The 25,562-nt window shown below is 50.0% G+C and carries 22 protein-coding genes; 12 read left to right on the top strand and 10 right to left on the bottom strand.

Annotation, left to right across the window (positions count from 1 at the left end; genetic code table 11):
- Window positions 1-62: 62 nt before the first annotated feature.
- On the top strand, window positions 63-1,445 hold the full coding sequence (locus tag WES_RS11020) for an amino acid permease (protein WP_000412363.1): 1,383 nt from the start codon (window positions 63-65) through the stop codon (window positions 1,443-1,445).
- A 36-nt stretch (window positions 1,446-1,481) separates the two neighbouring features.
- Entirely contained in the window at window positions 1,482-2,204 is a 723-nt protein-coding gene (gene folM, locus WES_RS11025) for a dihydromonapterin reductase (RefSeq protein WP_000520630.1), read from the top strand.
- Here folM and WES_RS11030 read toward each other — a convergent pair.
- A complete protein-coding gene (locus WES_RS11030) occupies window positions 2,201-2,536 on the bottom strand; it encodes a GlpM family protein (RefSeq protein ID WP_000524884.1) in 336 nt (111 codons plus the stop codon). The genes folM and WES_RS11030 overlap by 4 nt on opposite strands.
- Window positions 2,537-2,664: 128 nt before the next feature.
- Here WES_RS11030 and rstA point away from each other — a divergent pair, with 128 nt between their 5' ends.
- The 3 genes from rstA (at window position 2,665) to tus (ending at window position 5,692) form a co-directional block, all read left to right on the top strand.
- Window positions 2,665-3,384 carry a two-component system response regulator RstA gene (gene rstA, locus WES_RS11035; protein ID WP_001092493.1) on the top strand — a complete coding sequence of 240 codons (720 nt, stop codon included), beginning with the start codon at window positions 2,665-2,667 and terminating at the stop codon, window positions 3,382-3,384.
- 3 nt (window positions 3,385-3,387) lie between these two features.
- The gene (gene rstB / locus WES_RS11040; RefSeq protein ID WP_016158225.1) at window positions 3,388-4,689 is read left to right on the top strand and encodes a two-component system sensor histidine kinase RstB; all 1,302 of its coding nucleotides are present in this window, start codon (window positions 3,388-3,390) and stop codon (window positions 4,687-4,689) included.
- Between the two features lie 73 nt (window positions 4,690-4,762).
- Window positions 4,763-5,692, top strand: coding sequence for a DNA replication terminus site-binding protein (gene tus, locus WES_RS11045; protein ID WP_016158224.1), 930 nt, complete (start codon window positions 4,763-4,765; stop codon window positions 5,690-5,692).
- On the opposite strand, the gene fumC is transcribed toward tus, so the two are convergent.
- On the bottom strand, window positions 5,689-7,092 hold the full coding sequence (fumC, locus tag WES_RS11050) for a class II fumarate hydratase (RefSeq protein ID WP_000860010.1): 1,404 nt from the start codon (window positions 7,090-7,092) through the stop codon (window positions 5,689-5,691). The two genes, tus and fumC, sit on opposite strands and share 4 nt — an antisense overlap.
- Window positions 7,093-7,233: 141 nt before the next feature.
- Window positions 7,234-8,880: a class I fumarate hydratase gene (gene fumB / locus WES_RS11055; RefSeq protein WP_000066639.1), complete on the bottom strand. Its 1,647-nt coding sequence runs from the start codon at window positions 8,878-8,880 to the stop codon at window positions 7,234-7,236.
- 198 nt (window positions 8,881-9,078) lie between these two features.
- On the opposite strand from fumB, the gene manA reads away from it, so the two are divergent.
- Window positions 9,079-10,254, top strand: a complete 1,176-nt coding sequence (gene manA, locus WES_RS11060; RefSeq protein ID WP_016158223.1) for a mannose-6-phosphate isomerase — start codon at window positions 9,079-9,081, stop codon at window positions 10,252-10,254.
- Between the two features lie 99 nt (window positions 10,255-10,353).
- Window positions 10,354-11,862 carry a YdgA family protein gene (locus tag WES_RS11065; protein WP_016158222.1) on the top strand — a complete coding sequence of 503 codons (1,509 nt, stop codon included), beginning with the start codon at window positions 10,354-10,356 and terminating at the stop codon, window positions 11,860-11,862.
- Window positions 11,863-11,906: 44 nt separating this feature from the next.
- Here the strand turns inward: WES_RS11065 and uidC are convergent, their stop codons facing one another.
- The 6 genes from uidC to malI all read right to left on the bottom strand — a co-directional run bounded on the left by uidC (window position 11,907) and on the right by malI (window position 19,490).
- Window positions 11,907-13,172 carry a glucuronide uptake porin UidC gene (gene uidC / locus WES_RS11070; RefSeq protein WP_016158221.1) on the bottom strand — a complete coding sequence of 422 codons (1,266 nt, stop codon included), beginning with the start codon at window positions 13,170-13,172 and terminating at the stop codon, window positions 11,907-11,909.
- Window positions 13,173-13,210: 38 nt separating this feature from the next.
- Window positions 13,211-14,584 (bottom strand): glucuronide transporter, encoded by a 1,374-nt coding sequence (gene uidB / locus WES_RS11075; protein WP_016158220.1) that lies wholly within the window; start codon window positions 14,582-14,584, stop codon window positions 13,211-13,213.
- Complete coding sequence (uidA, locus tag WES_RS11080; RefSeq protein WP_016158219.1) at window positions 14,581-16,392, bottom strand: beta-glucuronidase; 1,812 nt, start codon at window positions 16,390-16,392, stop codon at window positions 14,581-14,583. Before uidA ends, uidB begins: the two co-directional genes overlap by 4 nt.
- A 371-nt stretch (window positions 16,393-16,763) precedes the next feature.
- A complete protein-coding gene (gene uidR, locus WES_RS11085; protein WP_000369705.1) occupies window positions 16,764-17,351 on the bottom strand; it encodes a DNA-binding transcriptional regulator UidR in 588 nt (195 codons plus the stop codon).
- A gap of 231 nt (window positions 17,352-17,582) precedes the next feature.
- Window positions 17,583-18,350, bottom strand: coding sequence for a 7-alpha-hydroxysteroid dehydrogenase (gene hdhA, locus WES_RS11090; protein WP_000483368.1), 768 nt, complete (start codon window positions 18,348-18,350; stop codon window positions 17,583-17,585).
- A 111-nt stretch (window positions 18,351-18,461) separates the two neighbouring features.
- Entirely contained in the window at window positions 18,462-19,490 is a 1,029-nt protein-coding gene (gene malI, locus WES_RS11095) for a mal regulon transcriptional regulator MalI (RefSeq protein ID WP_000179524.1), read from the bottom strand.
- Between the two features lie 174 nt (window positions 19,491-19,664).
- Between malI and malX the strand changes: the two genes are divergently transcribed.
- The 3 genes from malX to add all read left to right on the top strand — a co-directional run bounded on the left by malX (window position 19,665) and on the right by add (window position 23,544).
- A complete protein-coding gene (gene malX / locus WES_RS11100; RefSeq protein ID WP_000125484.1) occupies window positions 19,665-21,257 on the top strand; it encodes a PTS maltose transporter subunit IICB in 1,593 nt (530 codons plus the stop codon).
- A 9-nt stretch (window positions 21,258-21,266) separates the two neighbouring features.
- Window positions 21,267-22,439, top strand: coding sequence for a bifunctional maltose regulon transcriptional repressor/cystathionine beta-lyase MalY (malY, locus tag WES_RS11105; RefSeq protein ID WP_016158215.1), 1,173 nt, complete (start codon window positions 21,267-21,269; stop codon window positions 22,437-22,439).
- Window positions 22,440-22,542: 103 nt separating this feature from the next.
- Window positions 22,543-23,544 (top strand): adenosine deaminase, encoded by a 1,002-nt coding sequence (add, locus tag WES_RS11110; protein WP_016158214.1) that lies wholly within the window; start codon window positions 22,543-22,545, stop codon window positions 23,542-23,544.
- 67 nt (window positions 23,545-23,611) lie between these two features.
- Here the strand turns inward: add and WES_RS11115 are convergent, their stop codons facing one another.
- Window positions 23,612-24,652, bottom strand: coding sequence for an oxidoreductase (locus WES_RS11115; RefSeq protein WP_001282509.1), 1,041 nt, complete (start codon window positions 24,650-24,652; stop codon window positions 23,612-23,614).
- 241 nt (window positions 24,653-24,893) lie between these two features.
- Between WES_RS11115 and blr the strand changes: the two genes are divergently transcribed.
- Window positions 24,894-25,019: a division septum protein Blr gene (blr, locus tag WES_RS0121355; RefSeq protein WP_032147885.1), complete on the top strand. Its 126-nt coding sequence runs from the start codon at window positions 24,894-24,896 to the stop codon at window positions 25,017-25,019.
- Between the two features lie 272 nt (window positions 25,020-25,291).
- Entirely contained in the window at window positions 25,292-25,507 is a 216-nt protein-coding gene (gene ydgT, locus WES_RS11120; protein ID WP_000126621.1) for a transcription modulator YdgT, read from the top strand.
- The last annotated feature ends 55 nt before the right edge of the window (window positions 25,508-25,562 follow it).

The following is a 25,562-nucleotide window of genomic DNA, read 5'->3' as shown; positions in this document are numbered from 1 at the left end:
CATTTTTATGCGTTTTGTCCTAATATTTATTCTTCCGAACACGTTTTGATCACTGGATACAGATGGAAAAGAAACTGGGACTGAGTGCGCTCACTGCGCTGGTATTAAGCTCAATGCTGGGCGCAGGTGTTTTCAGTCTGCCGCAAAATATGGCGGCGGTAGCCAGCCCGGCAGCATTATTGATCGGCTGGGGTATCACCGGCGCAGGGATTTTATTACTGGCCTTCGCGATGCTGATCCTGACGCGTATTCGTCCCGACCTTGACGGCGGTATCTTTACCTATGCCCGTGAAGGGTTTGGCGAACTGATCGGTTTCTGCTCCGCATGGGGATACTGGCTGTGCGCAGTTATCGCCAACGTCTCCTATCTGGTCATCGTCTTTTCCGCATTAAGCTTTTTTACTGACACGCCGGAATTGCGCCTGTTTGGCGATGGCAATACCTGGCAATCGATTGTCGGTGCATCCGCCTTATTATGGATTGTTCACTTTTTGATCCTGCGCGGCGTGCAGACTGCTGCCAGCATTAACCTGGTGGCGACGTTGGCAAAATTATTGCCGCTAGGTCTGTTTATTGTGCTGGCGATGATGATGTTCAAACTGGACACCTTCAAACTCGACTTCACTGGCCTTGCACTTGGCATACCAGTATGGGAACAGGTGAAAAACACAATGTTGATCACACTGTGGGTATTCATTGGCGTGGAAGGTGCAGTGGTCGTTTCTGCGCGAGCGCGTAATAAACATGATGTCGGCAAAGCAACACTTCTGGCGGTACTTTCCGCGCTGGGCGTTTATTTACTGGTAACACTGCTTTCGCTGGGCGTGGTAGCACGCCCGGAACTGGCTGAAATCCGTAACCCGTCTATGGCCGGCCTGATGGTGAAAATGATGGGGCCGTGGGGCGAGATTATCATCGCTGCCGGACTGATCGTTTCCGTTTGCGGCGCGTACTTAAGCTGGACCATTATGGCGGCAGAAGTCCCCTTCCTGGCGGCCACACATAAAGCATTCCCGCGCATTTTTGCTCGCCAGAATGCGCAAGCTGCGCCGTCTGCCTCACTGTGGCTGACCAACATCTGCGTGCAAATTTGCCTGGTACTCATCTGGCTAACCGGTTCCGATTACAACACATTGCTGACCATCGCCTCAGAAATGATTCTGGTGCCCTATTTCCTGGTTGGCGCGTTCCTGCTGAAAATCGCTACCCGTCCACTGCATAAAGCAGTAGGTATCGGTGCCTGCATTTATGGCTTATGGTTATTGTACGCCTCTGGCCCAATGCACCTGCTGTTGTCCGTCGTTCTGTATGCACCTGGGCTTCTGGTATTCCTGTACGCGCGTAAAACGCATACACATGATAATGTACTGAATCGTCAGGAAATGATGCTAATTAGCATGTTGTTAATTGCCGCAGTTCCGGCGACCTGGATGCTGGTGGGATAACGTTCGTCCCATCGTTGGATAGCAAAGGAGATAACGATGGGTAAAACCCACCCCTTGCCAATATTAATTACTGGCGGAGGCCGTCGCATTGGCCTCGCCCTCGCCTGGCATTTCATTAATCAAAAGCAACCGGTGATTGTCAGCTATCGGACGCACTATCCTGCCATTGAGGGGCTGATTAATGCGGGTGCGCAATGTATTCAGGCTGATTTTTCAACCAACGACGGTGTGATGGCGTTTGCCGATGAGGTACTAAAAAGCACCCACGGCCTGCGTGCTATTTTGCATAACGCCAGCGCATGGATGGCTGAAAAACCAGGTACGCCACTGACTGACGTGCTGGCCAGCATGATGCAGATCCACGTTAATACTCCATACCTTCTTAACCACGCTCTGGAAAGATTACTGCGTGGGCACGGACACGCCGCCAGCGATATCATTCACTTTACCGATTATGTGGTGGAGCGCGGAAGCGACAAACATATTGCCTATGCTGCGAGCAAAGCGGCGCTGGATAATATGACCCGCTCATTTGCCCGCAAGCTGGCACCGGAAGTGAAAGTGAATTCTATTGCGCCATCGCTGATCCTGTTTAATGAGCATGATGATGCTGAATATCGTCAACAGGCGCTGAATAAATCACTGATGAAAACCGCGCCTGGTGAGAAAGAAGTGATCGATCTGGTCGATTATTTACTCACCAGTTGCTTTGTTACCGGACGCAGTTTTCCGCTTGATGGCGGTCGACATCTGCGTTAATGCAGCTTCATCCAGCATATAATCAACACCCATGCGCTTATCCCCCAGCACGCAACGGAACCCACAAAAGCAGCGGGCAAGCGCATTATTCCGGTGAAATACCACAGCGACGCCAGGTAAACAAAATAGGGAATAATCGACCACATGCTGAAAATGATGGTTGCGCGTAAGGCTTCAATGCCGCGTTCGCTGGCAACAATATAATGCGCAATAAGCGCAAAGGTCGGGAAAAGCGGAATCAGCCCGGCGATATAGTAATTTTTCGTTTTTGCTAATACACCAATTAACACCACCACCAGCGCACCAAGCGCGGCTTTGATTACCAGCCCCATCTTTTTACCTTAACACTTACATAACAAGTCATCCGTAGAATACCTGATGCAAACTTGTTTAGGAACGATTGATAGTAAGTAAAAACAACGCGGTGTATTGTGACGTTTTTATATCTACCGTGAATAATATGAACACTATCGTATTTGTGGAAGATGACGCAGAAGTCGGTTCACTGATTGCCGCGTATTTGGCGAAACATGATATACAGGTAACCATTGAACCTCGCGGCGACCATGCAGAAGAAACAATTCTGCGGGAAAATCCGGATCTGGTGCTCCTCGATATCATGCTACCAGGCAAGGACGGCATGACTGTCTGTCGTGATTTACGCACTAAATGGAGCGGGCCTATAGTTCTGCTGACATCTCTCGATAGTGATATGAACCACATTCTGGCTCTGGAAATGGGCGCCTGCGACTATATTCTCAAAACGACGCCCCCCGCAGTCCTGCTGGCGCGGTTACGTTTACATTTGCGTCAGAATGAGCAAACCACGCTGACCAAAGGTATACAAGAAGCACCTCTTACTCCTTACAAGGCATTGCATTTCGGTACGTTGACCATCGATCCCATTAACCGTGTAGTTACGCTTGCTAACCGTGAAATTTCACTTTCTACCGCCGATTTTGAACTGCTCTGGGAGTTAGCCACCCACGCAGGGCAAATTATGGACAGAGATGCGTTGTTGAAAAATTTACGCGGCGTCAGCTATGACGGTCTGGATCGTAGCGTGGACGTGGCTATTTCGCGGTTAAGAAAAAAACTGCGCGATAACGCTGCCGAACCTTATCGCATTAAAACCGTGCGAAACAAAGGCTATCTGTTTGCGCCTCATGCGTGGGAATAAGCGATGAAAAAACTGTTTATCCAGTTTTATCTTTTACTGTTTGTCTGCTTTCTGGTGATGTCCCTGTTGGTTGGGCTGGTGTACAAATTTACCGCCGAACGCGCAGGCAAACAGTCGCTGGATGATTTGATGAACAGTTCGCTATACCTGATGCGTAGTGAATTGCGCGAGATCCCCCCGCACGACTGGGGGAAAACACTGAAGGAGATGGATTTAAATCTCTCTTTTGATCTGCGCGTCGAACCGTTGAGTAAATATCATCTCGATGAAATCTCCATGCATCGGCTGCATGGCGGCGAAATTGTCGCCCTGGACGATCAGTACACTTTTTTGCAACGTATACCGCGCAGCCACTACGTGCTGGCAGTCGGTCCCGTGCCTTATCTTTATTACCTCCATCAAATGCGATTACTGGATATCGCGCTGATCGCTTTTATTGCCATCTCCCTCGCCTTTCCGGTGTTTATCTGGATGCGTCCGCACTGGCAGGATATGTTAAAACTGGAAGCAGCGGCGCAACGATTTGGCGATGGGCATCTCAATGAACGTATTCACTTTGATGATGGTTCGAGTTTTGAACGACTTGGCGTGGCGTTTAACCAGATGGCGGACAATATCAACGCCTTGATTGCCAGCAAAAAACAGCTTATCGACGGTATCGCCCACGAACTGCGAACGCCGTTAGTGCGCCTGCGTTATCGCCTGGAGATGAGCGATAACCTGAGCGCAACAGAATCCCAGGCATTGAATCGCGATATCAGCCAACTGGAAGCTTTAATTGAAGAACTGCTGACTTATGCCCGACTCGATCGCCCGCAAAATGAGCTCCATCTTAGCGAACCAGACCTGCCGTTGTGGCTGTCAACGCATCTGACCGACATTCAGGCGCTAACTCCCGATAAAACGGTACGGATAAAAACCATCATACAAGGTCATTATGCGGCGCTGGATATGCGCTTAATGGAGCGCGTGCTGGATAACTTGCTCAATAACGCCCTGCGCTACTGCCATTCAACCGTTGAAACCAGCCTGCTACTGACAGGAAACAGAGCAACATTAATTGTTGAAGATGATGGTGCAGGGATTGCACCACAGGATCGAGAACATATTTTTGAACCCTTTGTTCGCCTCGACCCCAGCCGTGACCGTGCAACCGGCGGCTGCGGGCTGGGACTGGCAATTGTCCGCTCTATTGCGCTGGCTATGGGCGGAACGGTTAATTGTGATACCAGCGAACTGGGTGGTGCCCGCTTCTCGTTTAGCTGGCCGTTATGGCACAACATTGCGCAATTTACCTCTGCCTGACGCTACGCGCACGGTGGTCAAGCCGTCGCCACTGTGCTATAAAATAAGTATGTTGTAACTAAGTGGTGATTTTATGGCTCGTTACGATCTCGTAGATCGACTCAATACTACCTTTCGCCAGATGGAGCAAGAACTGGCCGCATTTGCCGCTGAGCTCGAACAGCACAAGTTGCTGGTTGCCCGGGTGTTCTCTTTACCGGAAGTCAAAAAAGAAGATGAGCATAATCCGCTGAACTGCATTGAAGTTAAGCAACATCTCGGCAAAGAGGCGCAGGCGCTCGCGTTACGTCATTTCCGCCATTTGTTTATTCAGCAACAGTCTGAAAATCGCAGCAGCAAGGCCGCTGTTCGTCTGCCCGGCGTGTTGTGTTATCAGGTCGATAATCTTTCACAAGCGGCGCTGGTAAGTCATATTCAGCGCATCAATCAACTTAAAACCACTTTCGAGCATATCGTCACGGTTGAGTCAGAACTTCCTACGTCGGCGCGTTTTGAATGGGTGCATCGCCATTTGCCGGGGCTGATCACACTTAACGCTTACCGCACCCTCACCGTTCTGCATGACCCCGCAACTTTACGTTTTGGCTGGGCGAATAAACATATCATTAAGAATTTACGTCGTGATGAAGTGCTGGCGCAGCTGGAAAAAAGTCTGAAATCACCCCGCAGCGTCGCACCGTGGACGCGTGAGGAGTGGCAGGGAAAACTGGAGCGTGAATATCAGGATATTGCCGCCCTGCCACAGGACGCGAAGTTAAAAATCAAACGTCCGGTGAAGGTGCAGCCGATTGCCCGCGTCTGGTACAAGGGAGATCAAAAACAGGTACAACACGCCTGCCCGACGCCTCTGATTGCACTGATTAATCGGGATAATGGCGCGGGCGTGCCGGACGTTGGCGAGTTGTTGAATTACGATGCCGACAATGTGCAGCACCGTTATAAACCGCAGGCGCAGCCGCTTCGTTTGATCATCCCACGGCTGCACCTGTATGTTGCAGATTAACGCCCTGCTTTCATGCTACCGACCATCTGTTCTGGTCGTACCCAGCTGTCAAACTCGGCTTCGCTAAGATAGCCCAGCGCAAGGGCTGCGGCTTTTAAGGTCAGCCCTTCTTTATGCGCCTTTTTGGCAATCTCGGCGGCTTTGTCATAGCCAATGTGGGTGTTGAGTGCGGTCACCAGCATCAGCGATTCATTGAGTAATTGATTGATTCGCTCACGATTCGGCTCAATCCCCACTGCACAGTGTTTGTTAAAACTTTCCATGCCATCTGCCAGCAAGCGTACCGATTGCAGGAAATTGTGGATAACCATCGGACGGAAGACGTTCAGTTCAAAGTTTCCGGAAGCGCCACCCATGTTGATCGCCACGTCGTTCCCCATCACCTGACAGCAAAGCATGGTTAACGCTTCACACTGCGTTGGGTTCACTTTCCCAGGCATGATTGAACTGCCCGGCTCGTTTTCCGGGATTGAGATTTCACCAATTCCGCAGCGAGGGCCAGATGCCAACCAACGGACGTCATTGGCAATTTTCATCAGTGACGCAGCCAACCCTTTCAAGGCGCCGTGCGCCTGAACCAGCGCATCACAGGTCGCCAGAGCTTCAAATTTGTTCGGCGCGGTAACAAACGGCGCGCAGGTAATTACCGAAAGTTCATCCGCAACGCGACGCGCATATTCCGGATGAGTGTTCAGCCCCGTCCCTACTGCTGTACCACCCAGCGCCAGTTCCGCCACGTGCGGCAGACTGTACTCGATATGTTTGAGATTATGCTCCAGCATCGCTACCCAGCCAGAAATCTCCTGCCCCAGCGTCAGCGGCGTGGCGTCCTGCAAGTGGGTACGACCAATTTTGACGATATCGGCAAATGCGCGCGATTTTTCACTCAGCGTTTGTGTCAGTGTTTTAAGCTGCGGAATGAGTTGCTTGCGCAACGCCAGCAGCGCCGCAACATGCATCGCCGTCGGAAAGACATCATTGGAACTTTGGCTTTTGTTCACGTCGTCATTAGGGTGAACTTTACGTTCCATCCCACGCACGCCGCCAAGCAATTCGCTCGCCCGGTTAGCCAGCACTTCGTTCATATTCATATTGCTTTGCGTACCGGAACCGGTCTGCCAGATAGCCAGCGGAAATTCATCGTCATGCTGTCCCGCCAGCACTTCATCTGCCGCCTGACGAATGGCACTCGCTTTCTCTTCGGACAGCAAGCCTAAATCTTCATTAACTTTTGCCGCTGCGCGCTTGGTTAGCGCCAGCGCATGAATCAGTGAGGTTGGCATTTTCTCCGTCGAAATGCGGAAATGCTCCAGCGAGCGTTGAGTTTGTGCGCCCCACAGCTTATCTGCCGGGACATCGATCGCACCCATCGAATCTTTTTCGCTGCGTACTGTTTTCATGGACTGCTCCTCACCTGATTTATTTTTCTTTCTGTTTTGCTTACGTTAAGCAACTTTTAGCTCACTCATTATTTACTATTTGATAACAAATGTTTGGTCTTTCGTGCCATGTAAAAAAGCCGCCCCGAAGGACGGCTCTGTTTATTTCACGCAGCGGGTGCACTGCGTGAGCTGTATCTGCTGGAAGAAGTCATTTCCTTTATCATCCACAAGAATAAACGCCGGGAAATCTTCCACTTCGATTTTCCAGATAGCTTCCATTCCCAGTTCAGGATACTCAACACATTCCAGACTCTTAATACTACCCTGCGCCAGCACTGCCGCCGGGCCGCCAATACTACCGAGGTAGAAGCCACCGTGTTTTTTACAGGCATCCGTCACCTGCTGGCTGCGGTTGCCTTTCGCCAGCATGATCATACTTCCGCCCTGCGCTTGCAGTTGATCGACATAAGAATCCATCCGTCCGGCGGTTGTTGGACCAAGAGAACCGGAGGCATAACCTTCCGGCGTTTTTGCCGGCCCCGCGTAGTAAATCGGGTGATCTTTGATGTATTGCGGTAGCCCTTCGCCGTTGTCCATGCGCTCTTTCAGTTTGGCATGGGCGATATCACGACCGACGATGATAGTACCGTTAAGCGACAATCGCGTAGAAACAGGATATTGCGACAACTGAGCAAGGATCTCTTTCATCGGACGATTAAGGTCTACGCGCACCGCCTCGCCTTCTCCCGCTTTACGCAATTCTTCAGGGATATATTTGCCTGGGTTATGTTCCAGTTTTTCGATCCAGATCCCCTGACGGTTGATCTTCGCTTTAATATTACGGTCAGCGGAACAGGAAACGCCCATACCAACCGGGCAGGATGCGCCATGACGCGGCAGGCGAATCACGCGGATATCGTGAGCGAAGTATTTACCACCAAACTGCGCCCCCAGACCAAGATTTTGCGCTTCGATCAGCAATTCTTTTTCCAGCTCCACATCGCGGAAAGCCTGACCGTGCTCATTCCCTTCCGTTGGCAGTTCGTCATAGTATTTAGCGGAAGCCAGTTTTACCGTTTTAAGGTTAGTTTCCGCAGAAGTTCCGCCAATAACGAACGCAATGTGATACGGAGGACAGGCCGCCGTCCCCAGCGTACGCATTTTCTCAACCAGATAATTTTTCAGTTTCCCCGGCGTCAGTAACGCTTTGGTTTCCTGATAAAGATACGTTTTGTTTGCCGAACCGCCACCTTTGGCAATACAGAGGAATTTGTACTCGTCGCCATCAACGGCATAAAGATCGATCTGCGCTGGCAGGTTGGTGCCGGTATTCACCTCTTTATACATGTCCAGCGGCGCGTTTTGCGAGTAGCGCAAATTATCTTCGATATAGGTGTTATAGACACCGCGCGCCAAAGCCGCTTCGTCGCCACCACCTGTCCATACGCGCTGCCCTTTTTTACCAACGATAATCGCGGTGCCGGTATCCTGACAGGTTGGCAGAACGCCTTTTGCCGCGATATCGGAGTTTCGCAGGAATTGCAGCGCCACATATTTATCGTTTTCGCTGGCTTCCGGGTCACGCAGAATGTCGGCCACCTGTTGTTGGTGAGCCGGACGCAGCATAAATGACGCATCATGAAACGCCTGACGCGCCAGCAGAGTTAACGCTTCTGGCGCGACTTTCAAAATCTCCTGCCCTTCAAATTCAGATACGCTAACGTGTTCGCTGGTCAGCAGGTAATACTCGGTATCATCTTTTTTGAGTGGGAAAGGAGCCTGATAATGAAAGGGTTTGTTTGACATTGTTCTCTCACTTACTGCCTGGTTTGGTTATGCTCTGGGCGGGTGTTCCGTTGCCCTGTTAAAAGCGAGTAACAATATCCTACACACTTTTTTAACAAAAACTGAGACAAGTACGACTTTTTGCGGCTCCAGGTTACTTCCCGTAGGATTCTTGCTTTAATAGCGGGATTAATTTCCACATTAAAACAGGGATTGATCATGCAAAAACTCATTAACTCAGTGCAAAACTATGCCTGGGGCAGCAAAACGGCGTTGACTGAACTTTATGGTATGGAAAATCCGTCCAACCAGCCGATGGCCGAGCTGTGGATGGGCGCACATCCGAAAAGCAGTTCACGAGTGCAGAATGCCGCCGGAGATATCGTTTCACTGCGTGATGTGATTGAGAGTGATAAATCGACTCTGCTCGGAGAGGCCGTTGCCAAACGCTTTGGCGAACTGCCTTTCCTGTTCAAAGTATTATGCGCAGCCCAGCCGCTCTCCATTCAGGTTCATCCGAACAAACACAATTCTGAAATCGGTTTTGCCAAAGAAAATGCCGCAGGTATTCCGATGGATGCCGCCGAGCGTAACTATAAAGATCCTAACCACAAGCCGGAGCTGGTTTTTGCGCTGACACCATTCCTCGCGATGAACGCGTTTCGTGAGTTCTCCGAGATTGTCTCCCTGCTCCAGCCGGTCGCAGGTGCACATCCGGCGATTGCTCACTTTTTACAACAGCCTAATGCCGAACGTTTAAGCGAACTGTTCGCCAGCCTGTTAAATATGCAGGGTGAAGAAAAATCCCGCGCGCTGGCGATTTTAAAATCGGCGCTCGACAGCCAGCAGGGTGAACCGTGGCAAACGATTCGTTTAATTTCTGAATTTTACCCGGATGACAGCGGTCTGTTCTCCCCGCTGTTGCTGAATGTGGTGAAACTGAACCCTGGCGAAGCGATGTTCCTGTTCGCTGAAACACCGCACGCCTACCTGCAAGGCGTGGCGCTGGAAGTGATGGCGAACTCCGATAACGTGCTGCGTGCGGGTCTGACGCCTAAATACATTGATATTCCTGAGCTGGTTGTCAACGTGAAGTTCGAAGCCAAACCAGCTAACCAGTTGTTGACCCAGCCGGTGAAGCAAGGTGCAGAACTGGACTTCCCGATTCCGGTGGATGATTTTGCCTTCTCGCTGCATGACCTTAGCGATAACGAAACCACCATCAGCCAGCAAAGTGCCGCCATTTTGTTCTGCGTTGAAGGCGAAGCAACTCTGTGTAAAGGTTCTCAACAGTTACAGCTTAAACCGGGTGAGTCAGCGTTTATTGCCGCCAACGAGACACCGGTGACAGTGAAAGGCCACGGACGTTTAGCCCGTGTTTACAACAAGCTGTAAGAGCTTACTGAAAAAATTAACATCTCTTGCTAAGCTTATTAAAGGCTTATAACACTTCAGGCGGCCAGTCCGCCTGATTTCATTTTATGGATAATCACTATGAATAAATCGCTGGTAGCGGTAGGCGTCATTGTTGCGCTCGGCGTAGTCTGGACAGGCGGCGCATGGTACACAGGCAAGAAAATAGAAACCCATCTCGAGGACATGGTCGCGCAGGCGAATGCGCAACTTAAGCTGACGGCTCCTGAATCCAACCTGGAAGTGAGTTATCAAAACTATCATCGCGGCGTGTTCAGCAGCCAGTTACAACTGGTGGTGAAACCCGTTGCCGGGAAAGAAAATCCGTGGATTAAAAGTGGTCAGAGCGTCATCTTCAACGAATCTGTTGATCATGGTCCCTTTCCCTTGGCTCAGCTGAAAAAACTGAACCTGATCCCATCGATGGCGTCGATTCAAACCACGCTTGTCAACAACAATGTGAGCCAGCCACTGTTTGATATGGCAAAAGGAGAAACACCTTTTGAGATTAACTCCCGCATTGGTTACAGCGGTGATTCCAGCTCAGATATCTCTCTCAAGCCACTGAATTACGAACAAAAAGATGAAAAAGTCGCCTTTAGCGGCGGCGAATTCCAGTTAAATGCAGACAGAGACGGCAAAGCTATCTCCCTTTCCGGGGAGGCGCAAAGCGGTCGGGTAGATGCGGTTAACGAATACAACCAGAAAGTACAGTTGACCTTTAATAATCTGAAAACCGACGGTTCCAGCACGCTGGCAAGTTTTGGTGAGCGCGTGGGCAACCAAAAACTGTCACTGGAAAAAATGACCATTTCGGTGGAAGGCAAAGAACTGGCACTGCTGGAAGGCATGGAGATCAGCGGTAAATCAGACCTGGTCAATGACGGTAAAACGATCAATAGCCAACTGGATTACTCGCTAAATAGCCTGAAGGTACAGAATCAGGATCTGGGCAGCGGCAAGCTGACTTTAAAAGTCGGTCAGATTGATGGCGAAGCCTGGCATCAGTTTAGCCAGCAATATAACGCGCAAACTCAGGCACTGCTGGCACAGCCAGAGATTGCCAACAATCCCGAACTTTATCAGGAGAAAGTGACAGAAGCCTTCTTTAGCGCCCTGCCACTGATGTTGAAAGGCGATCCGGTGATAACTGTCGCTCCGTTAAGCTGGAAAAACAGTCAGGGTGAAAGTGCGCTGAATCTGTCGCTGTTCCTGAAAGATCCGGCAACGACTAAAGAAGCGCCGCAGACACTGGCTCAGGAAGTTGATCGCTCGGTTAAGTCTCTGGAGGCAAAACTGACCATTCCGGTTGATATGGCAACTGAACTGATGACCCAGGTAGCGAAGCTGGAAGGTTATCAGGAAGATCAAGCTAAAAAACTGGCAAAACAGCAAGTTGAAGGTGCATCAGCAATGGGTCAGATGTTCCGACTGACCACCTTGCAGGACAATACCATCACCACCAGCCTGCAATATGCTAACGGTCAGATCACGTTGAATGGCCAGAAAATGCCGCTGGAAGATTTTGTTGGTATGTTTGCAATGCCAGCATTAAACGTTCCGGCTGTACCAGCCATTCCGCAACAGTAATTCACTGCCAAAACGCCGGAGGTTTTTCTCTCCGGCGTTTTTTCTCACCTCAGCATAAAGTCATACTGAATACTCATTTTCACATCCCAGTAATTCAGGCGATCGCCCAGCGCACTGCCATCGCGCTTTTCCCGCCCTTTATCGGCGGCAAGAAAGAAATTCATCCCTTGTAGCGGCCCTTCGCTGACCCGATAGTTCATACCACCTAAGATGCCCGCGCCTTCAATCCGCACGTCTCGTTTACTGGATTCATAACCACGGGTCACAATCGGCGCAAAAGTCAGCGTAAATTGCGGGGTTAAACGATAGTTGACGCCCAATTGCCAGGACTGCATTCCTTCACGGTTACGATCAAGACTTAATGAAAAAGGATAGCCAATGTCAGTGTCCACCACGGCGCCATTCATCGCATGACGCAGATAACCACCACTACCAAATACACTTCCCCACGGCGTGCTCCAGGTCAATTGTCCACTAACCAACGTCGTTTCATTGGGCTGCCTGGTATTACGACTTAAGCCTTCGAGTTGCGCGTAAAAGCCGAGCAACTCTCCTTTCAGCGCATAATTCTGGTCGAGCGGTATGCTTTTCTCCAGAATACTTTGTATCTGGTTGGAAACATCTTTCTGTGTCGATGCGCCCAGAGAATAGCGACTGGTATCATCATGCCAACTGGCGGCTAAAAAAGAACGTGCGCGATGTTTATCGTATTTCCCCGTCTGGCTGTTATAAACCCCTTCATCACGAATACCGGTTGTTGAGTCGGTCCACAAAAATACTCTTGAGCGCCACATTCCCCACAGTTCGATATTAGGTGTTAAAGCCCAATAACCTAATACCCCTTCGGAAACAGTTGGTAATGTACGTTGCGAACTGCCAGCAATTAACGGAATACGATAAGGTAAACTGCCATAACTATAATCTGTTCCGAAGCGGCCTAATTTAAGCAAACTATTTTCACTCGGTTTTATTTTTACCGCGCCAAGGGAAAAGCCAAAACTTTTATCGCCATCAAGATACCATCGGGTACTCATATCAGCGCGAGCACCTAATTTATAAACATAATATGCTCCACCTTCGACGCCAATAATATTAGAATAATAGCCACTATTAAAATCGAGTAATCCTCCCTGTACCCACGCGTAAATATCTCTTCCCGCACCAGCACTGGGCTTGTCGGCCCGGCGTAATTCATTTTTCAGTCTGATGCGTAGTCCCGCTTCATCGTCAGCCAGTTGCGCGGCGTAAGCAGAGGTAAGGCCAGAGGCAGCCGTCAGGCAAATAACGGCCATGGCCACTATTTTTCTCATAGTTGCACCTTTGATGTTCTGATTATTTTTATAGAATATTAATTAGTGATATCGCTGATTAATTTCTGCTGCATTTGTTTGCGATTATCAATTTCAACTACAATTTCTTTGAATTTTTTATCCGTGAGCGGATAAAACCAGATTATAGCGAATGCCAGTAGCATAAATCCGCAAGGGACTAAGGCAATTGATGTGCGTATCCCCATAATAACTTCCGGTGTTTGTGCCTGATTCGCAATATATCCGCTTAATCCCAAAATAAAGGCGGGAATTGAACCTCCTATTGCCTGGCCGCATTTGCGGGTAAATGAGAATAGCGAATAGGTAAGCCCTTCAATTCGCACGCCGGTCAGGTATTCACCGTATTCTACGGTATCAGCTTCCAGCGCCCACATCACGGTCATGGTAACGCCCTGACCTATTGAAGCGATGGCTAACGCGACCAACGCCACTGGCAGTGACCAGACGGAAACCCAGAAGAACAGAAAATAACCGCAGGTTCCCAACAGAGCGCCAATCAGGAAAGTATTCTTTTTACCAATCCTGGCGACCATCCCTGGCACCAGCGGTGCCGACGCCACTGTACCGACCAGGTTTTGCACCAGTACCAGCACAGTAAACAGACCGGTGTCATTCAGCACATAGCGAACATAGAACAACGACGATGCGCTGACCGCGAAGGTCGAAATCAGCACACACAGTGCACCGATGCACAACATAAACAGCGGACGATTCCGTTTCAGCGTTTGCAGACTGATCTTCAATGACGGCTGTGCCACGATACGTACCACATTCTCACGCGTCGATTTGAAGCAGATGAAGTAAAGCACCATCCCGGCAATGGCCAGTACAATCGTCCAGAAATGGTACACCGACACCATCTCCTCCGGGCTGGAGTTTTTAATGCTCGGTCCTATCAGAAAAGCCAGACAGACAAAGGTCAGCGAAGCGGCAATTCCTCGAGCCGCGCCCAGACGGGCGCGGGACTGCGGTTGTTGGGTCATCGCGGTAGCAAGTGAACCATAAGGAATATTCACCAGGCTGTAGCAAAGCCCGAGGCCCATGTAGGTCAAATATGCATACACTACTTTGCTGCTATGACTCCAGTCGGTCGGCACCCAGAATACCAGCACGCTGAAGATCATTAACGGCGCAGTACCGAAGAGTAAAAACGGGCGGAATTTTCCCCAGCGGGTATTAACACTGTCCACCACTCGTCCGGCAAAGACGTCGGCGAAAGCATCGAATACCCGAACCAGTAACAGCATGGTGCCCGCCGCAGCGGCACCGACGCCAGCGACGTCGGTGTAGTAACTCAACAGGAAGAGCGCCCCCATTGCGAAGGCGAAGTTATTGGCGACGTCACCGAGGCTGTAGCCGACGATGGTGCGCCAGGAGAGTTGTTGATTCATTGTTTGCCTCCCTGCTGCGGTTTTTCACCGAAGTTCATGCCAGTCCAGCGTTTTTGCAGCAAGAAAGCCGCCGACTTCGGTTTGCGGTCGCGGGTGAAGATCCCTTTCTTGTTACCGCCAACGCGCAAAATGCCCTGCGAGGTTGCAAAATCGGCGAAATTCCATACCTGTTCACCGACGACGGCGCTGACGCGATCAAAGACGCGGTGATACATATCCAGCCATGCACACTGATACTCTTCACTCCACATGTCGGTGTACATCGAGTGCAGACCGGCTAACGTATCCACGCCGTATTCCGTGATGATAATCGGCTGATGCAGTTTCTCCTGCCAGGCCAGAAGTTCTTTTTCCAGTACCTTCTCCGCCGTTTCCAAATCGCCGCTTTGTACATACCAACCGTAATAACGGTTAAGACACAGCACATCGAAGAGATCGCTGATGGTATCGGTGTGAGCGTCGCAGAACATTACATTGACGCAGGTGATCGGTCGCGTCGGGTCGAGTTTACGCGTTGCTTCCGCCAGTGGCGCGAAATATTCCCGTGCACCTTGCGGACGGGTATCCGGTTCGTTGGCAATACTCCACATCACCACGCTTGGGTGGTTTTTGTCACGCGCAATCAGCTCTTTAATCGCCTGTAAGTGCGCCTGCTGAGTTTCCCCGTTGACTGCCTCTTCGCTGTAGAGTTCTTTCGGCTTGTTGCCCGCTTCGAAACCAATGCCTAAAGAGAGGTTAAAGCCGACAGCTGCAGTTTCATCAATCACCACGATGCCATGTTCATCTGCCCAGTCGAGCATCTCTTCAGCGTAAGGGTAATGCGAGGTACGGTAGGAGTTAGCCCCAATCCAGTCCATTAATGCGTGATCGTGCACCATCAGCACGTTATCGAACCCTTTGCCGCGTAAATCTGCATCTTCATGGCGACCAAAACCAGTGAAGTAGAACGGTTTGTGGTTGATCAGGAACTGTTCGCCACTCACTGCCACTGACCGGATACCAACGCGCAGCGGGTAGATATCACACTCTGTCTGGCTTTTGGCTGTGACGCACAGTTCATAGAGATAACCTTCACCCGGTTGCCAGAGGTGCGGATTCACCACTTGCAAAGTCCCGCTGGTGCCTTGTCCAGTTGCAACCACCTGTTGATCCGCATCACGCAGTTCAACGCTGACATCACCATTGGCCACCACCTGCCAGTCAATAGACGCGTGGTTACAGTCTTGCGCGACATGCGTCACCACGGTGATATCATCCACCCAGGTGTTCGGCGTGGTGTAGAGCATTACGCTGCGATGGATCCCGGCATAGTTAAAGAAATCATGGAAGTAAGACTGCTTTTTCTTGCCGTTTTCGTCGGTAATCACCATTCCCGGCGGGATAGTCTGCCAGTTCAGTTCGTTGTTCACACAAACGGTGATACGTACACTTTTCCCTGCAATAACATACGGCGTGACATCGGCTTCAAATGGCGTATAGCCGCCCTGATGCTCCATCACCTCCTGATTATTTACCCACACTTTGCCGTAATGAGTGACCGCATCGAAACGCAGCACGATACGCTGGCCTGCCCAACCTTTCGGTATAAAGACTTCGCGCTGATACCAGACGTTGCCCACATAATTACGAATATCTGCATCGGCGAACTGATCGTTAAAACTGCCCGGCACAGCAATTGCCCGGCTCTCTTGTAACGCGCTTTCCCACCAACGCTGATCAATTCCACAGTTTTCGCGATCCAGACTGAATGCCCACAGGCCGTCGAGTTTTTTGATTTCACGGGTTGGGGTTTCTACAGGACGTAACATAAGGGACTCCTCATTAAGATAAAAATACTGGTCAACCTTTAATCTTATTAGTTAACCAATTTTGTGATGTACACAGTTATCTGTGAGAAACCCATGGAAGAGAAATGGAAATAAAAAGAACTGACACCGCGATCAAAAAACCAAAAACTGCAATACCCACAGCGTGATACGGATCGCATTAATCTTTAAAACAGCGTTGACAGAAGCCACAAAATAAGCAATCGAACGTTCATTCGAATAGATTTTAAATGATAAATTTACGTGTCATATGGCCACTGTGTATGTGTTAACGGTGGTTTTGTGAAGAAACGGAAAGAGTTTCTATGCAGGATTAAGCAGGCCAGTCTTCACCGACCCGCGAAAAGACAGAATCAGGATGCGGTTAAAATACCGCCAATCATCGCGCGTAATCCCCGGGCGAATGACGCTTCACACGCCAGGTCTTCGGCTTCGATATCGGCCAGTACGCCATAGGTCAAATCCAGCAGTAAACGAGAGGTCATTGCCGTGTTGATGTCAGGGTTTATCTCACCTTTTTGCTGGGCATCGCGCATACGCTGGGCGATAAACTCCGTAATCGTCAGATGCTTATTCTTTAGCATGGCGGCGACCTGTGGATTGCGCATCCCTTCTGCCATAATTTCGACCACCAGCGCCCTTTGTCCAAAGGCTTCATGAGTGAGAGACACTATCGACTCGACCATATAGTCAACGAAATGAATCCCTTCGATAGGTTCGCGGAAGCGGATCACCGCCCTCTCCTGATCCTGAAGGATAATCGCCTGAATCAGGGCTTCTTTAGAAATGAAATGGTGATAGAGCGTTCCTGGGCTTATGCCGCAAGATTTACAGATGGCTTTCATCGAGGCACTGTGAAATCCATTTTCTGAAAAAATCTCTCTGGCAGCATTGAGGATCCGGGTCCGTGTCGGTTGTGCTTCAGTCTGCATGTTATCCATCGTTAAACCATTATAGTTAGCGTGAATAAGTAGTTTACCGCTTTGCCAGGCAAGCACCTAACATTGCAGGTCAAATGTGCGAAGCCCCCCCGCATTCGAGTATTATTCACACGACAATTGGTCAACCAGAAATCGAAATATGGCAACCAGTAGCGAGATGGATACATTTTCTGATAACCCATCAGCACCGGAAAACAACGCTGAGTTGCGTTGTTTTCCGGGTTATTCGAATTAATTGAGTTCCTGTACCCCACCGCCGGAGACAGTGAGAATTTGTCCGCTTATCCAGCTGGCGGCGGGTGAACACAAGAACAACGCCGCATTAGCAATATCTTGCGGTTGGCCCAGACGTCTGATTGGCGTGTGTTGCAACATTTTTTGTTCGATTTCTGGTGTAATAACGGATTTGAGGGCATCCGTTAATATTGCTCCTGGCGCAATACCATTCACCCGAATATTTTTTTCACCCAGGTCAAACGCCATATTCCTGACCAGATGACTGGCCGCAGCTTTAGAGGACGCATACGAGGTCATGTTTTTATTTTTATTTTCTGCCGCCATGGAAGTGATAGTCAGAATAACGCCACCGCCATTTTTTTCCATTTCTGGCGCAATGAGTTGTGAAAGATGGAAAAAAGAAAAGACATTCAGTTCATAAGCGCGGCGAAAATCCGCCATTGGCATATCAAATGGCTTAGGACCACCGCCACCAGCGTTGTTAACCAGAATATCAACTTTACCCAACTTACTGATGGCAAAGTCTGCCAGAGCGGATAATTCCTGTTCGGACGTAATATCACAGCGCCACGCAAATGCCTGCCCCCCCAGTTGTTGAATCTCATCAACAACATGATTTGCTGCATCGGCGTTAATATCACTGACCACTACAGATGCACCTGCTGTCGCGAATGTAATGGCGATTTCTTTACCAATACCTGCACCCGCACCGGTGATAATGGCGCATTTTCCGTCGAGTCTCAGGTTGTCAGAATTAAACACATAAACCTCCTGTGAACTTCAGTAAAAATAAAAGGCACCGCCTGTGTGCCACATTTTTTATCATTAACCTTGAGGAAAGGACACTACCAGGTATAGCAGATAAAGAGAGGATTATTTCGCCGCAATGAGCCGGGCGGGGATAATAAGATTACGTGAATGCGTCTCTTCATGGGTGATTTTTTGCATCATGCGATCCGCAAGTGTTGTACCAAGTTCCCGCGCAGGTGTACTTGCCCAGGTAACGGGTATGTCATCAAGTGTGGTTTGCGTCGCATCGGTAAATGCCGCCAGCGAAACCTGTTGCTCAAAGTAACGATCGACTCCGCTTTCCCCGCTCTGGCGCCCTGCTTTCAGCAAACCAAACCATGCCCCCATCGCAATAGTTTCGTTATAGCAAACCACGGCACTGATAGTCGGGTTACGGCGCAAAAGTGCCGTGATAGCTTCCGCAGCTTGCTTCTGGCTGGAAGCGCACTCCAGTACCCAATCGCTGTGAAACGGCAGGCCAAATTTTAATAATGTCGCACAGTATCCCCCCACCCGCTCCGCGCGGGTTAATGAAGAACTTTGCCCTCCCAGCCAGGCGATACGCTGATGTCCATTGCGAATGAGATGCTCCGTCAACAACTGTGCAGCCTGCATGTTGTCCGGGCGAACCGTATCGACATCATCAAGATAACTGGCACGGGAAGCGAAAATCACCGGGATACCTTTTTCTTCTGCCATCCGCCGCAGGCCATCGCTGCTTCCCGCCGCACCGGCAATCACTACACCATCGACGCCCTGGTTGAGCAACAGTGAGAACCGCTGTGCCAACTGCTCGCCGTCTTTACCGCCGTGAAGCAAAAAAACCATCCGCCCCTGCGCCTCCAGAGCTTCCGTCAATCCGGCTGTTAATTCAGCGTAAAATGACGTAGATAAATCACGCACGATCAAACCAATGACGCCGCTTTGCCCGCCGCGCAGTGCCGACGCCTGGCGATTGCGCACAAATCCCAGCTCTTCAATAGCTGCGTTAACCCGTTCCCCCGTAGCGGTAGATATCCGTCCTTTTCCGCTAAGTACCAGCGAAACGGTACTGACCGACACTCCCGCAGCCAGCGCAACATCATGAATGGTGATTTTTTTGGCGGTAGCCATACAGATGACCTACTCCCTGATTTTGTGACAGATAAAACGTTTTACCTTTAATTTATCTTATACCCGCTATTATCGTCGCGTAATGTGATTTGTGCCTCACTAAAGTTTGATAAAACGTTTTATCTTCTCGCGCAATTTATTGAATCCAGACTGTTCTTAACAAGGAGTCGTTTTATGACGGCGAAAGCAGCACCGAAAGTCACGCTGTGGGAATTTTTCCAGCAGTTAGGCAAAACCTTTATGTTACCCGTCGCATTACTGTCGTTCTGCGGCATTATGTTAGGGATTGGTAGTTCCCTTAGTAGCCATGATGTCATCACCCTCATCCCGGCATTGGGTAACCCCGTGTTGCAGGCTATCTTTACCTGGATGAGTAAAATTGGCTCGTTCGCTTTTAGCTTTCTGCCGGTGATGTTCTGTATTGCGATCCCGCTAGGGCTGGCGCGCGAGAACAAAGGCGTAGCAGCGTTCGCTGGTTTCGTGGGTTATGCGGTAATGAACCTGGCGGTTAATTTCTGGTTGACCAATAAAGGCATTCTGCCAACCACCGATGCAGCCGTTCTGAAAGCCAATAACATCCAGAGCATTCTTGGGATCCAGTCGATCGACACCGGGATCCTCGGTGCGGTAATCGCCGGTATTATCGTCTGGATGCTGCATGAGCGTTTCCATAATATCCGTCTGCCGGATGCGCTGGCATTCTTCGGCGGTACGCGCTTCGTGCCAATTATCTCCTCGCTGGTGATGGGTCTTGTCGGTCTGGTGATTCCGTTAGTCTGGCCGATTTTTGCCATGGGTATTAGCGGCTTAGGTCATATGATCAACAGCGCGGGTGATTTCGGTCCTATGCTGTTTGGTACGGGTGAACGTCTGCTGTTGCCGTTTGGTCTGCATCACATTCTGGTGGCATTAATTCGCTTTACCGACGCGGGCGGCACGCAGGAAGTCTGTGGACAAACCGTAAGCGGCGCACTCACCATCTTCCAGGCGCAATTAAGCTGCCCGACCACTCACGGTTTCTCTGAAAGCGCCACGCGTTTCCTCTCCCAGGGTAAAATGCCTGCATTCCTCGGCGGTCTGCCAGGTGCTGCATTAGCCATGTATCACTGTGCTCGCCCGGAAAACCGTCATAAAATTAAAGGTCTGCTGATTTCTGGCCTGATCGCCTGTGTTATTGGCGGCACTACCGAACCGCTGGAGTTCCTGTTCCTGTTCGTAGCGCCAGTTCTGTACGTCATCCACGCGCTGTTAACCGGCCTCGGCTTCACCGTCATGTCTGTTCTCGGCGTCACCATCGGTAATACCGACGGCAATATCATCGACTTTGTGGTGTTCGGTATTTTGCATGGCCTGTCGACTAAGTGGTACATGGTGCCAGTGGTGGCGGCAATCTGGTTTGTCGTTTACTACGTCATCTTCCGTTTCGCTATCACCCGCTTCAATCTGAAAACCCCGGGGCGCGACAGTGAAGTTGCCAGCTCAATCGAAAAAGCCGTTGCTGGTGCGCCGGGTAAATCAGGTTACAACGTTCCGGCAATTCTCGAAGCCTTAGGCGGTGCCGACAATATTGTCAGCCTGGATAACTGCATTACCCGCCTGCGTTTGTCAGTGAAAGATATGTCGCTTGTTAATGTGCAGGCGCTAAAGGACAATCGGGCAATTGGCGTAGTACAACTTAATCAACATAACCTGCAGGTTGTTATCGGGCCGCAAGTTCAGTCTGTAAAAGACGAAATGGCTGGTCTGATGCGTACTGTTCAGGCATAAGGATAAAATATGTTCGATTTTTCAAAGGTCGTGGATCGTCATGGAACATGGTGTACACAGTGGGACTATGTCGCTGACCGTTTCGGCACTGCTGACCTGTTACCGTTCACGATTTCAGACATGGATTTTGCCACCGCCCCCTGCATTATCGGGGCGCTTAATCAACGCCTGATGCACGGTGTATTTGGCTACAGCCGCTGGAAAAACGATGAGTTTCTCGCGGCTATTGCCCACTGGTTCTCCACCCAGCATAACACCGCCATTGATACGCAGTCGGTGGTTTATGGTTCTTCTGTTATCTATATGGTGTCGGAATTGATTCGCCAGTGGTCTGCTGTCGGTGAAGGTGTAGTGATCCATACCCCAGCTTACGACGCATTTTACAAAGCCATCGAAGGTAATCAGCGCACCGTGATGCCCGTTGCTTTAGAGAAACGGGCAGACGGCTGGTTTTGCGATATGACCAAACTGGAAGCGGTGTTGGCAAAACCGGAGTGTAAAATTATGCTCCTGTGTAGCCCGCAGAACCCCACCGGTAAGGTCTGGAGTTGTGACGAACTGGAGATAATGGCAGACCTGTGCGAGCGGCATGATGTGCGCGTTATCTCCGATGAAATCCATATGGATATGGTATGGGGCGAGCAACCGCATATTCCCTGGAGTAACGTGGCGCGCGGAAACTGGGCGCTGCTGACCTCTGGCTCAAAAAGCTTCAACATTCCCGCCCTGACCGGAGCCTACGGCATCATTGAAAATAGCGATAGTCGCGAGGCGTATTTATCGGCACTGAAAGGTCGTGATGGATTGTCCTCACCAGCCGTACTGGCGCTTACCGCCCATATTGCTGCCTATCAACAAGGCGCGCCGTGGCTGGATGCCTTACGTGTCTATCTGAAAGACAATCTGACATATATCGCAAATACGATGAATGCAGCGTTCCCGGAACTCAACTGGCAGATCCCACAATCCACTTATCTTGCCTGGCTTGATCTACGTCCGTTAAATATAGACGACAACGCATTGCAAAAAGCCCTGATTAAGCAAGAAAAAGTAGCAATCATGCCGGGATATACCTACGGTGAAGAGGGTCGTGGCTTTGTTCGTCTCAATGCAGGATGCCCGCGTTCAAAACTGGAAAAAGGTGTTGCCGGTTTGATTAACGCCATCCGAACTGTACGTTGATTACGATTGCGCAACGTAAATAATCGTTGCGCAATCGTAGATTTTCACCCGGTTTTGTTTTTATAATGGCGCGCACTTTTATATACAGAAAAAGAGTGCGACCATGATTGATACAACCCTGCCATTAACCGATATCCATCGCCACCTTGATGGCAACATTCGTCCCCGGACCATTCTTGAACTTGGCCGCCAGTATAATATCTCGCTTCCTGCACAGTCCCTGGAAACGTTGATCCCTCACGTTCAGGTCATCGCCAACGAACCCGATCTGGTTAGCTTTCTGACCAAACTTGACTGGGGCGTTAAAGTTCTTGCCACGCTCGACGCCTGCCGTCGCGTGGCGTTTGAAAATATAGAAGATGCCGCCCGTAATGGCCTGCACTATGTTGAACTGCGTTTTTCGCCGGGTTACATGGCGATGGCGCATCAGCTGCCTGTCGCTGGCGTCGTCGAAGCAGTCATTGATGGCGTACGTGAAGGCTGCCGCACCTTTGGCGTGCAGGCGAAACTTATCGGTATTATGAGCCGAACCTTTGGCGAAGCCGCCTGTCAGCAAGAGCTGGAAGCATTTTTGGCTCACCGCGATCAGATTACCGCACTGGATTTAGCCGGTGATGAGCTTGGTTTCCCGGGGAGTCTGTTCCTTTCTCACTTCAATCGCGCGCGTGATGCAGGCTGGCATATTACTGTCCATGCAGGCGAAGCCGCCGGGCCAGAAAGCATCTGGCAGGCTATTCGTGAACTGGGGGCGCAGCGTATTGGACATGGCGTAAAAGCCATTGAAGATCGGGCGCTGATGGATTTCCTCGCTGAACAGCAAATTGGTATTGAATCTTGTCTGACCTCAAATATTCAGACCAGCACCGTAGCGTCTCTGGCGGCACATCCGCTGAAAACGTTCCTTGAGCATGGTATTTGTGCCAGCATTAACACTGACGATCCAGGCGTACAGGGTGTGGATATCATTCACGAATATACCGTTGCCGCGCCGGCTGCTGGGTTATCCCGCGAGCAAATCCGCCAGGCGCAGATTAATGGTCTGGAAATGGCTTTCCTCAGCGCAGAGGAAAAACGCGCACTGAAAGAAAAAGTAGCAGCGAAATAAGAACATGCCTGATAAGACACGTAAGCGTCGTATCAGGCATTAAACTCATCAAGAATGTCTACATTATTTACGCCAGACACAGCGTCGCGCGATGTTTGGCGGATTCAATGCCCAGCTCAATCAGCTCCATCACCTGGATTGCCTGACTTGCCGGAACCGGATTTTCTCCATCGCCATTCAACGCATCACGAATAGCAGCATAGTAAGCCGGATAATTTCCCGGCACCGTGAGCAGTGTTTCTTCGACACGTTCTTCACCTTCAACGCGGGTAAGTACGCCGTCACGCATATCGTAGCCCCAATCCTCTTGTGGCAGACGCTCGCCATTTTTCAAGCGTTCTTCCTGTGGATCGAGGCCATATTTAATATAGCTGCCGCGAGAGCCATGAACGATATAACGCGCCGACTCTGCCGCCGCCAGCATAGTGCCGTGTAAAATAACCCGCCGCTGTGGATAGGACAAAATGGCGTGGAAATAATCGGTCGACTGCGCTCCTGGGCGTAACTGTGCTAAATCCACGGTCATGCTGACAGGTAAGCCAAACAACGTAATGGCCTGATCGAGCAGATGCGGTGCCAGATCGTACCAGATACCGCTGCCAGGACCGCCCTGTTCACGCCAGCGATCGCGTACCTGCGGACGGAAACGATCAAAATGTGACTCAAAGTAAGCAACCTCACCCAGCACACCTTCCGCAAGTAATCCTTTCAGCGTCAGAAAATCGCTGTCCCAGCGACGGTTATGAAACACGGACAACACGCGTCCAAGGCTTTTTGCCAGCGCATCCAGCTCCCGCGCTTGTGACAGTGTCACGGTAAAGGGCTTATCAACGACTACGTGTTTACCCGCTTCCAGCGCCGCTTTCGCTAACGGAAAATGAGTATCGTTGGGCGTAGGAATGACAATCAGATCAATATTGGGATCATTAAAGAGATGCTTCGGTTCAGAGACAACCGTAACCGTTGGCCAGTCGGCCTTTACTTTTGTTTCGTCACTGCTGGAGATAACTGCCAGCTCCAGCCCGGGCGTGCCCGCAATCAGGGGCGCATGGAAGGTTTTACTCGCATAACCGTACCCAATCAACCCAACACGGATGTTGTCGCTCATGTCATTGCCTCTCATTGAAGTATGATTGCTATTTGACACTATCCTTTACCCTCTCTCAACAGTTTAATAACCTGCTTGCAATAAGGGATGTTATTTAACTTAAGTCAAAAAAATAGCTAATTTTCCGAAGGAAAAAGATAAATATCGCAAAAACATCAGTAAAAATCTTGCTGGAGCAATTATTGCTAAGTAACATTTACGGCCTTAGTTAATGGATCAATCAACATAGATGTGGGCAGTAATGAATCGTCTTATTGAATTAACAGGTTGGATCGTTCTTGTTGTTTCAGTCATTCTTCTTGGCGTGGCGAGTCACATTGACAACTACCAGCCGCCAGAACAGAGTACCCCGGTGCAACACAAGTAATCTCTGCGTTTGCAAGACAACATGCAGCCATCCGGGTGCATGTTTTAACTTGACAGGTATTTAAACCAGGAATTTATTATCTTGCTCGGTGGAGTTGACGATTGTCAGGGATAGTAAAGCGCGTTACTCTTTTATTAGCAGTATTTCATCCCTGAATATTTGCCATCAGCGCATTTTTATTATTGTTATTGCAAAAGCGTTCACCGCTGGTGAAATTTTATCATAACATATAATGCCTACCACTTTGGTATTAGTTATTTTATGGATCTTTTATGACTGCTCAGGAATACTTATTAAAGTTTCGTAAAATCAATTCTCTCGAAAGTCTGGAAAAACTCTACGACCACCTTAATTACACCCTGACGGACGATCAGGATATTATCAATATGTATCGCGCAGCCGATCACCGCCGTGCTGAACTGGTCTCTGGCGGTCGATTGTTTGACCTTGGCCAGGTTCCAAAGTCCGTCTGGCACTATGTTCAATAAAGAAAGTAGCGATCGGTTATAAAAGCCTTATAATAACGCCCCTAAAATTAGATTT

This window comes from Escherichia sp. KTE31 (genome assembly GCF_000407925.1).
Taxonomy (GTDB): Bacteria; Pseudomonadota; Gammaproteobacteria; order Enterobacterales; family Enterobacteriaceae; genus Escherichia; species Escherichia ruysiae.
The sequence above is the reverse complement of the archived record's forward strand: the minus strand, read 5'-3'. Positions and strand labels throughout refer to the sequence as shown.

Bases quoted from the DNA above. Each gene is read 5' to 3' on its own strand.
- WES_RS11020 (WP_000412363.1), top strand. From the start codon at position 63: ATGGAAAAGAAACTGGGACTGAGTGCGCTCACTGCGCTGGTATTAAGC.
- folM (WP_000520630.1), top strand. From the start codon at position 1,482: ATGGGTAAAACCCACCCCTTGCCAATATTAATTACTGGCGGAGGCCGT.
- WES_RS11030 (WP_000524884.1), bottom strand. From the start codon at position 2,536: ATGGGGCTGGTAATCAAAGCCGCGCTTGGTGCGCTGGTGGTGGTGTTA.
- rstA (WP_001092493.1), top strand. From the start codon at position 2,665: ATGAACACTATCGTATTTGTGGAAGATGACGCAGAAGTCGGTTCACTG.
- rstB (WP_016158225.1), top strand. From the start codon at position 3,388: ATGAAAAAACTGTTTATCCAGTTTTATCTTTTACTGTTTGTCTGCTTT.
- tus (WP_016158224.1), top strand. From the start codon at position 4,763: ATGGCTCGTTACGATCTCGTAGATCGACTCAATACTACCTTTCGCCAG.
- fumC (WP_000860010.1), bottom strand. From the start codon at position 7,092: ATGAAAACAGTACGCAGCGAAAAAGATTCGATGGGTGCGATCGATGTC.
- fumB (WP_000066639.1), bottom strand. From the start codon at position 8,880: ATGTCAAACAAACCCTTTCATTATCAGGCTCCTTTCCCACTCAAAAAA.
- manA (WP_016158223.1), top strand. From the start codon at position 9,079: ATGCAAAAACTCATTAACTCAGTGCAAAACTATGCCTGGGGCAGCAAA.
- WES_RS11065 (WP_016158222.1), top strand. From the start codon at position 10,354: ATGAATAAATCGCTGGTAGCGGTAGGCGTCATTGTTGCGCTCGGCGTA.
- uidC (WP_016158221.1), bottom strand. From the start codon at position 13,172: ATGAGAAAAATAGTGGCCATGGCCGTTATTTGCCTGACGGCTGCCTCT.
- uidB (WP_016158220.1), bottom strand. From the start codon at position 14,584: ATGAATCAACAACTCTCCTGGCGCACCATCGTCGGCTACAGCCTCGGT.
- uidA (WP_016158219.1), bottom strand. From the start codon at position 16,392: ATGTTACGTCCTGTAGAAACCCCAACCCGTGAAATCAAAAAACTCGAC.
- uidR (WP_000369705.1), bottom strand. From the start codon at position 17,351: ATGGATAACATGCAGACTGAAGCACAACCGACACGGACCCGGATCCTC.
- malI (WP_000179524.1), bottom strand. From the start codon at position 19,490: ATGGCTACCGCCAAAAAAATCACCATTCATGATGTTGCGCTGGCTGCG.
- malX (WP_000125484.1), top strand. From the start codon at position 19,665: ATGACGGCGAAAGCAGCACCGAAAGTCACGCTGTGGGAATTTTTCCAG.
- malY (WP_016158215.1), top strand. From the start codon at position 21,267: ATGTTCGATTTTTCAAAGGTCGTGGATCGTCATGGAACATGGTGTACA.
- add (WP_016158214.1), top strand. From the start codon at position 22,543: ATGATTGATACAACCCTGCCATTAACCGATATCCATCGCCACCTTGAT.
- WES_RS11115 (WP_001282509.1), bottom strand. From the start codon at position 24,652: ATGAGCGACAACATCCGTGTTGGGTTGATTGGGTACGGTTATGCGAGT.
- blr (WP_032147885.1), top strand. From the start codon at position 24,894: ATGAATCGTCTTATTGAATTAACAGGTTGGATCGTTCTTGTTGTTTCA.
- ydgT (WP_000126621.1), top strand. From the start codon at position 25,292: ATGACTGCTCAGGAATACTTATTAAAGTTTCGTAAAATCAATTCTCTC.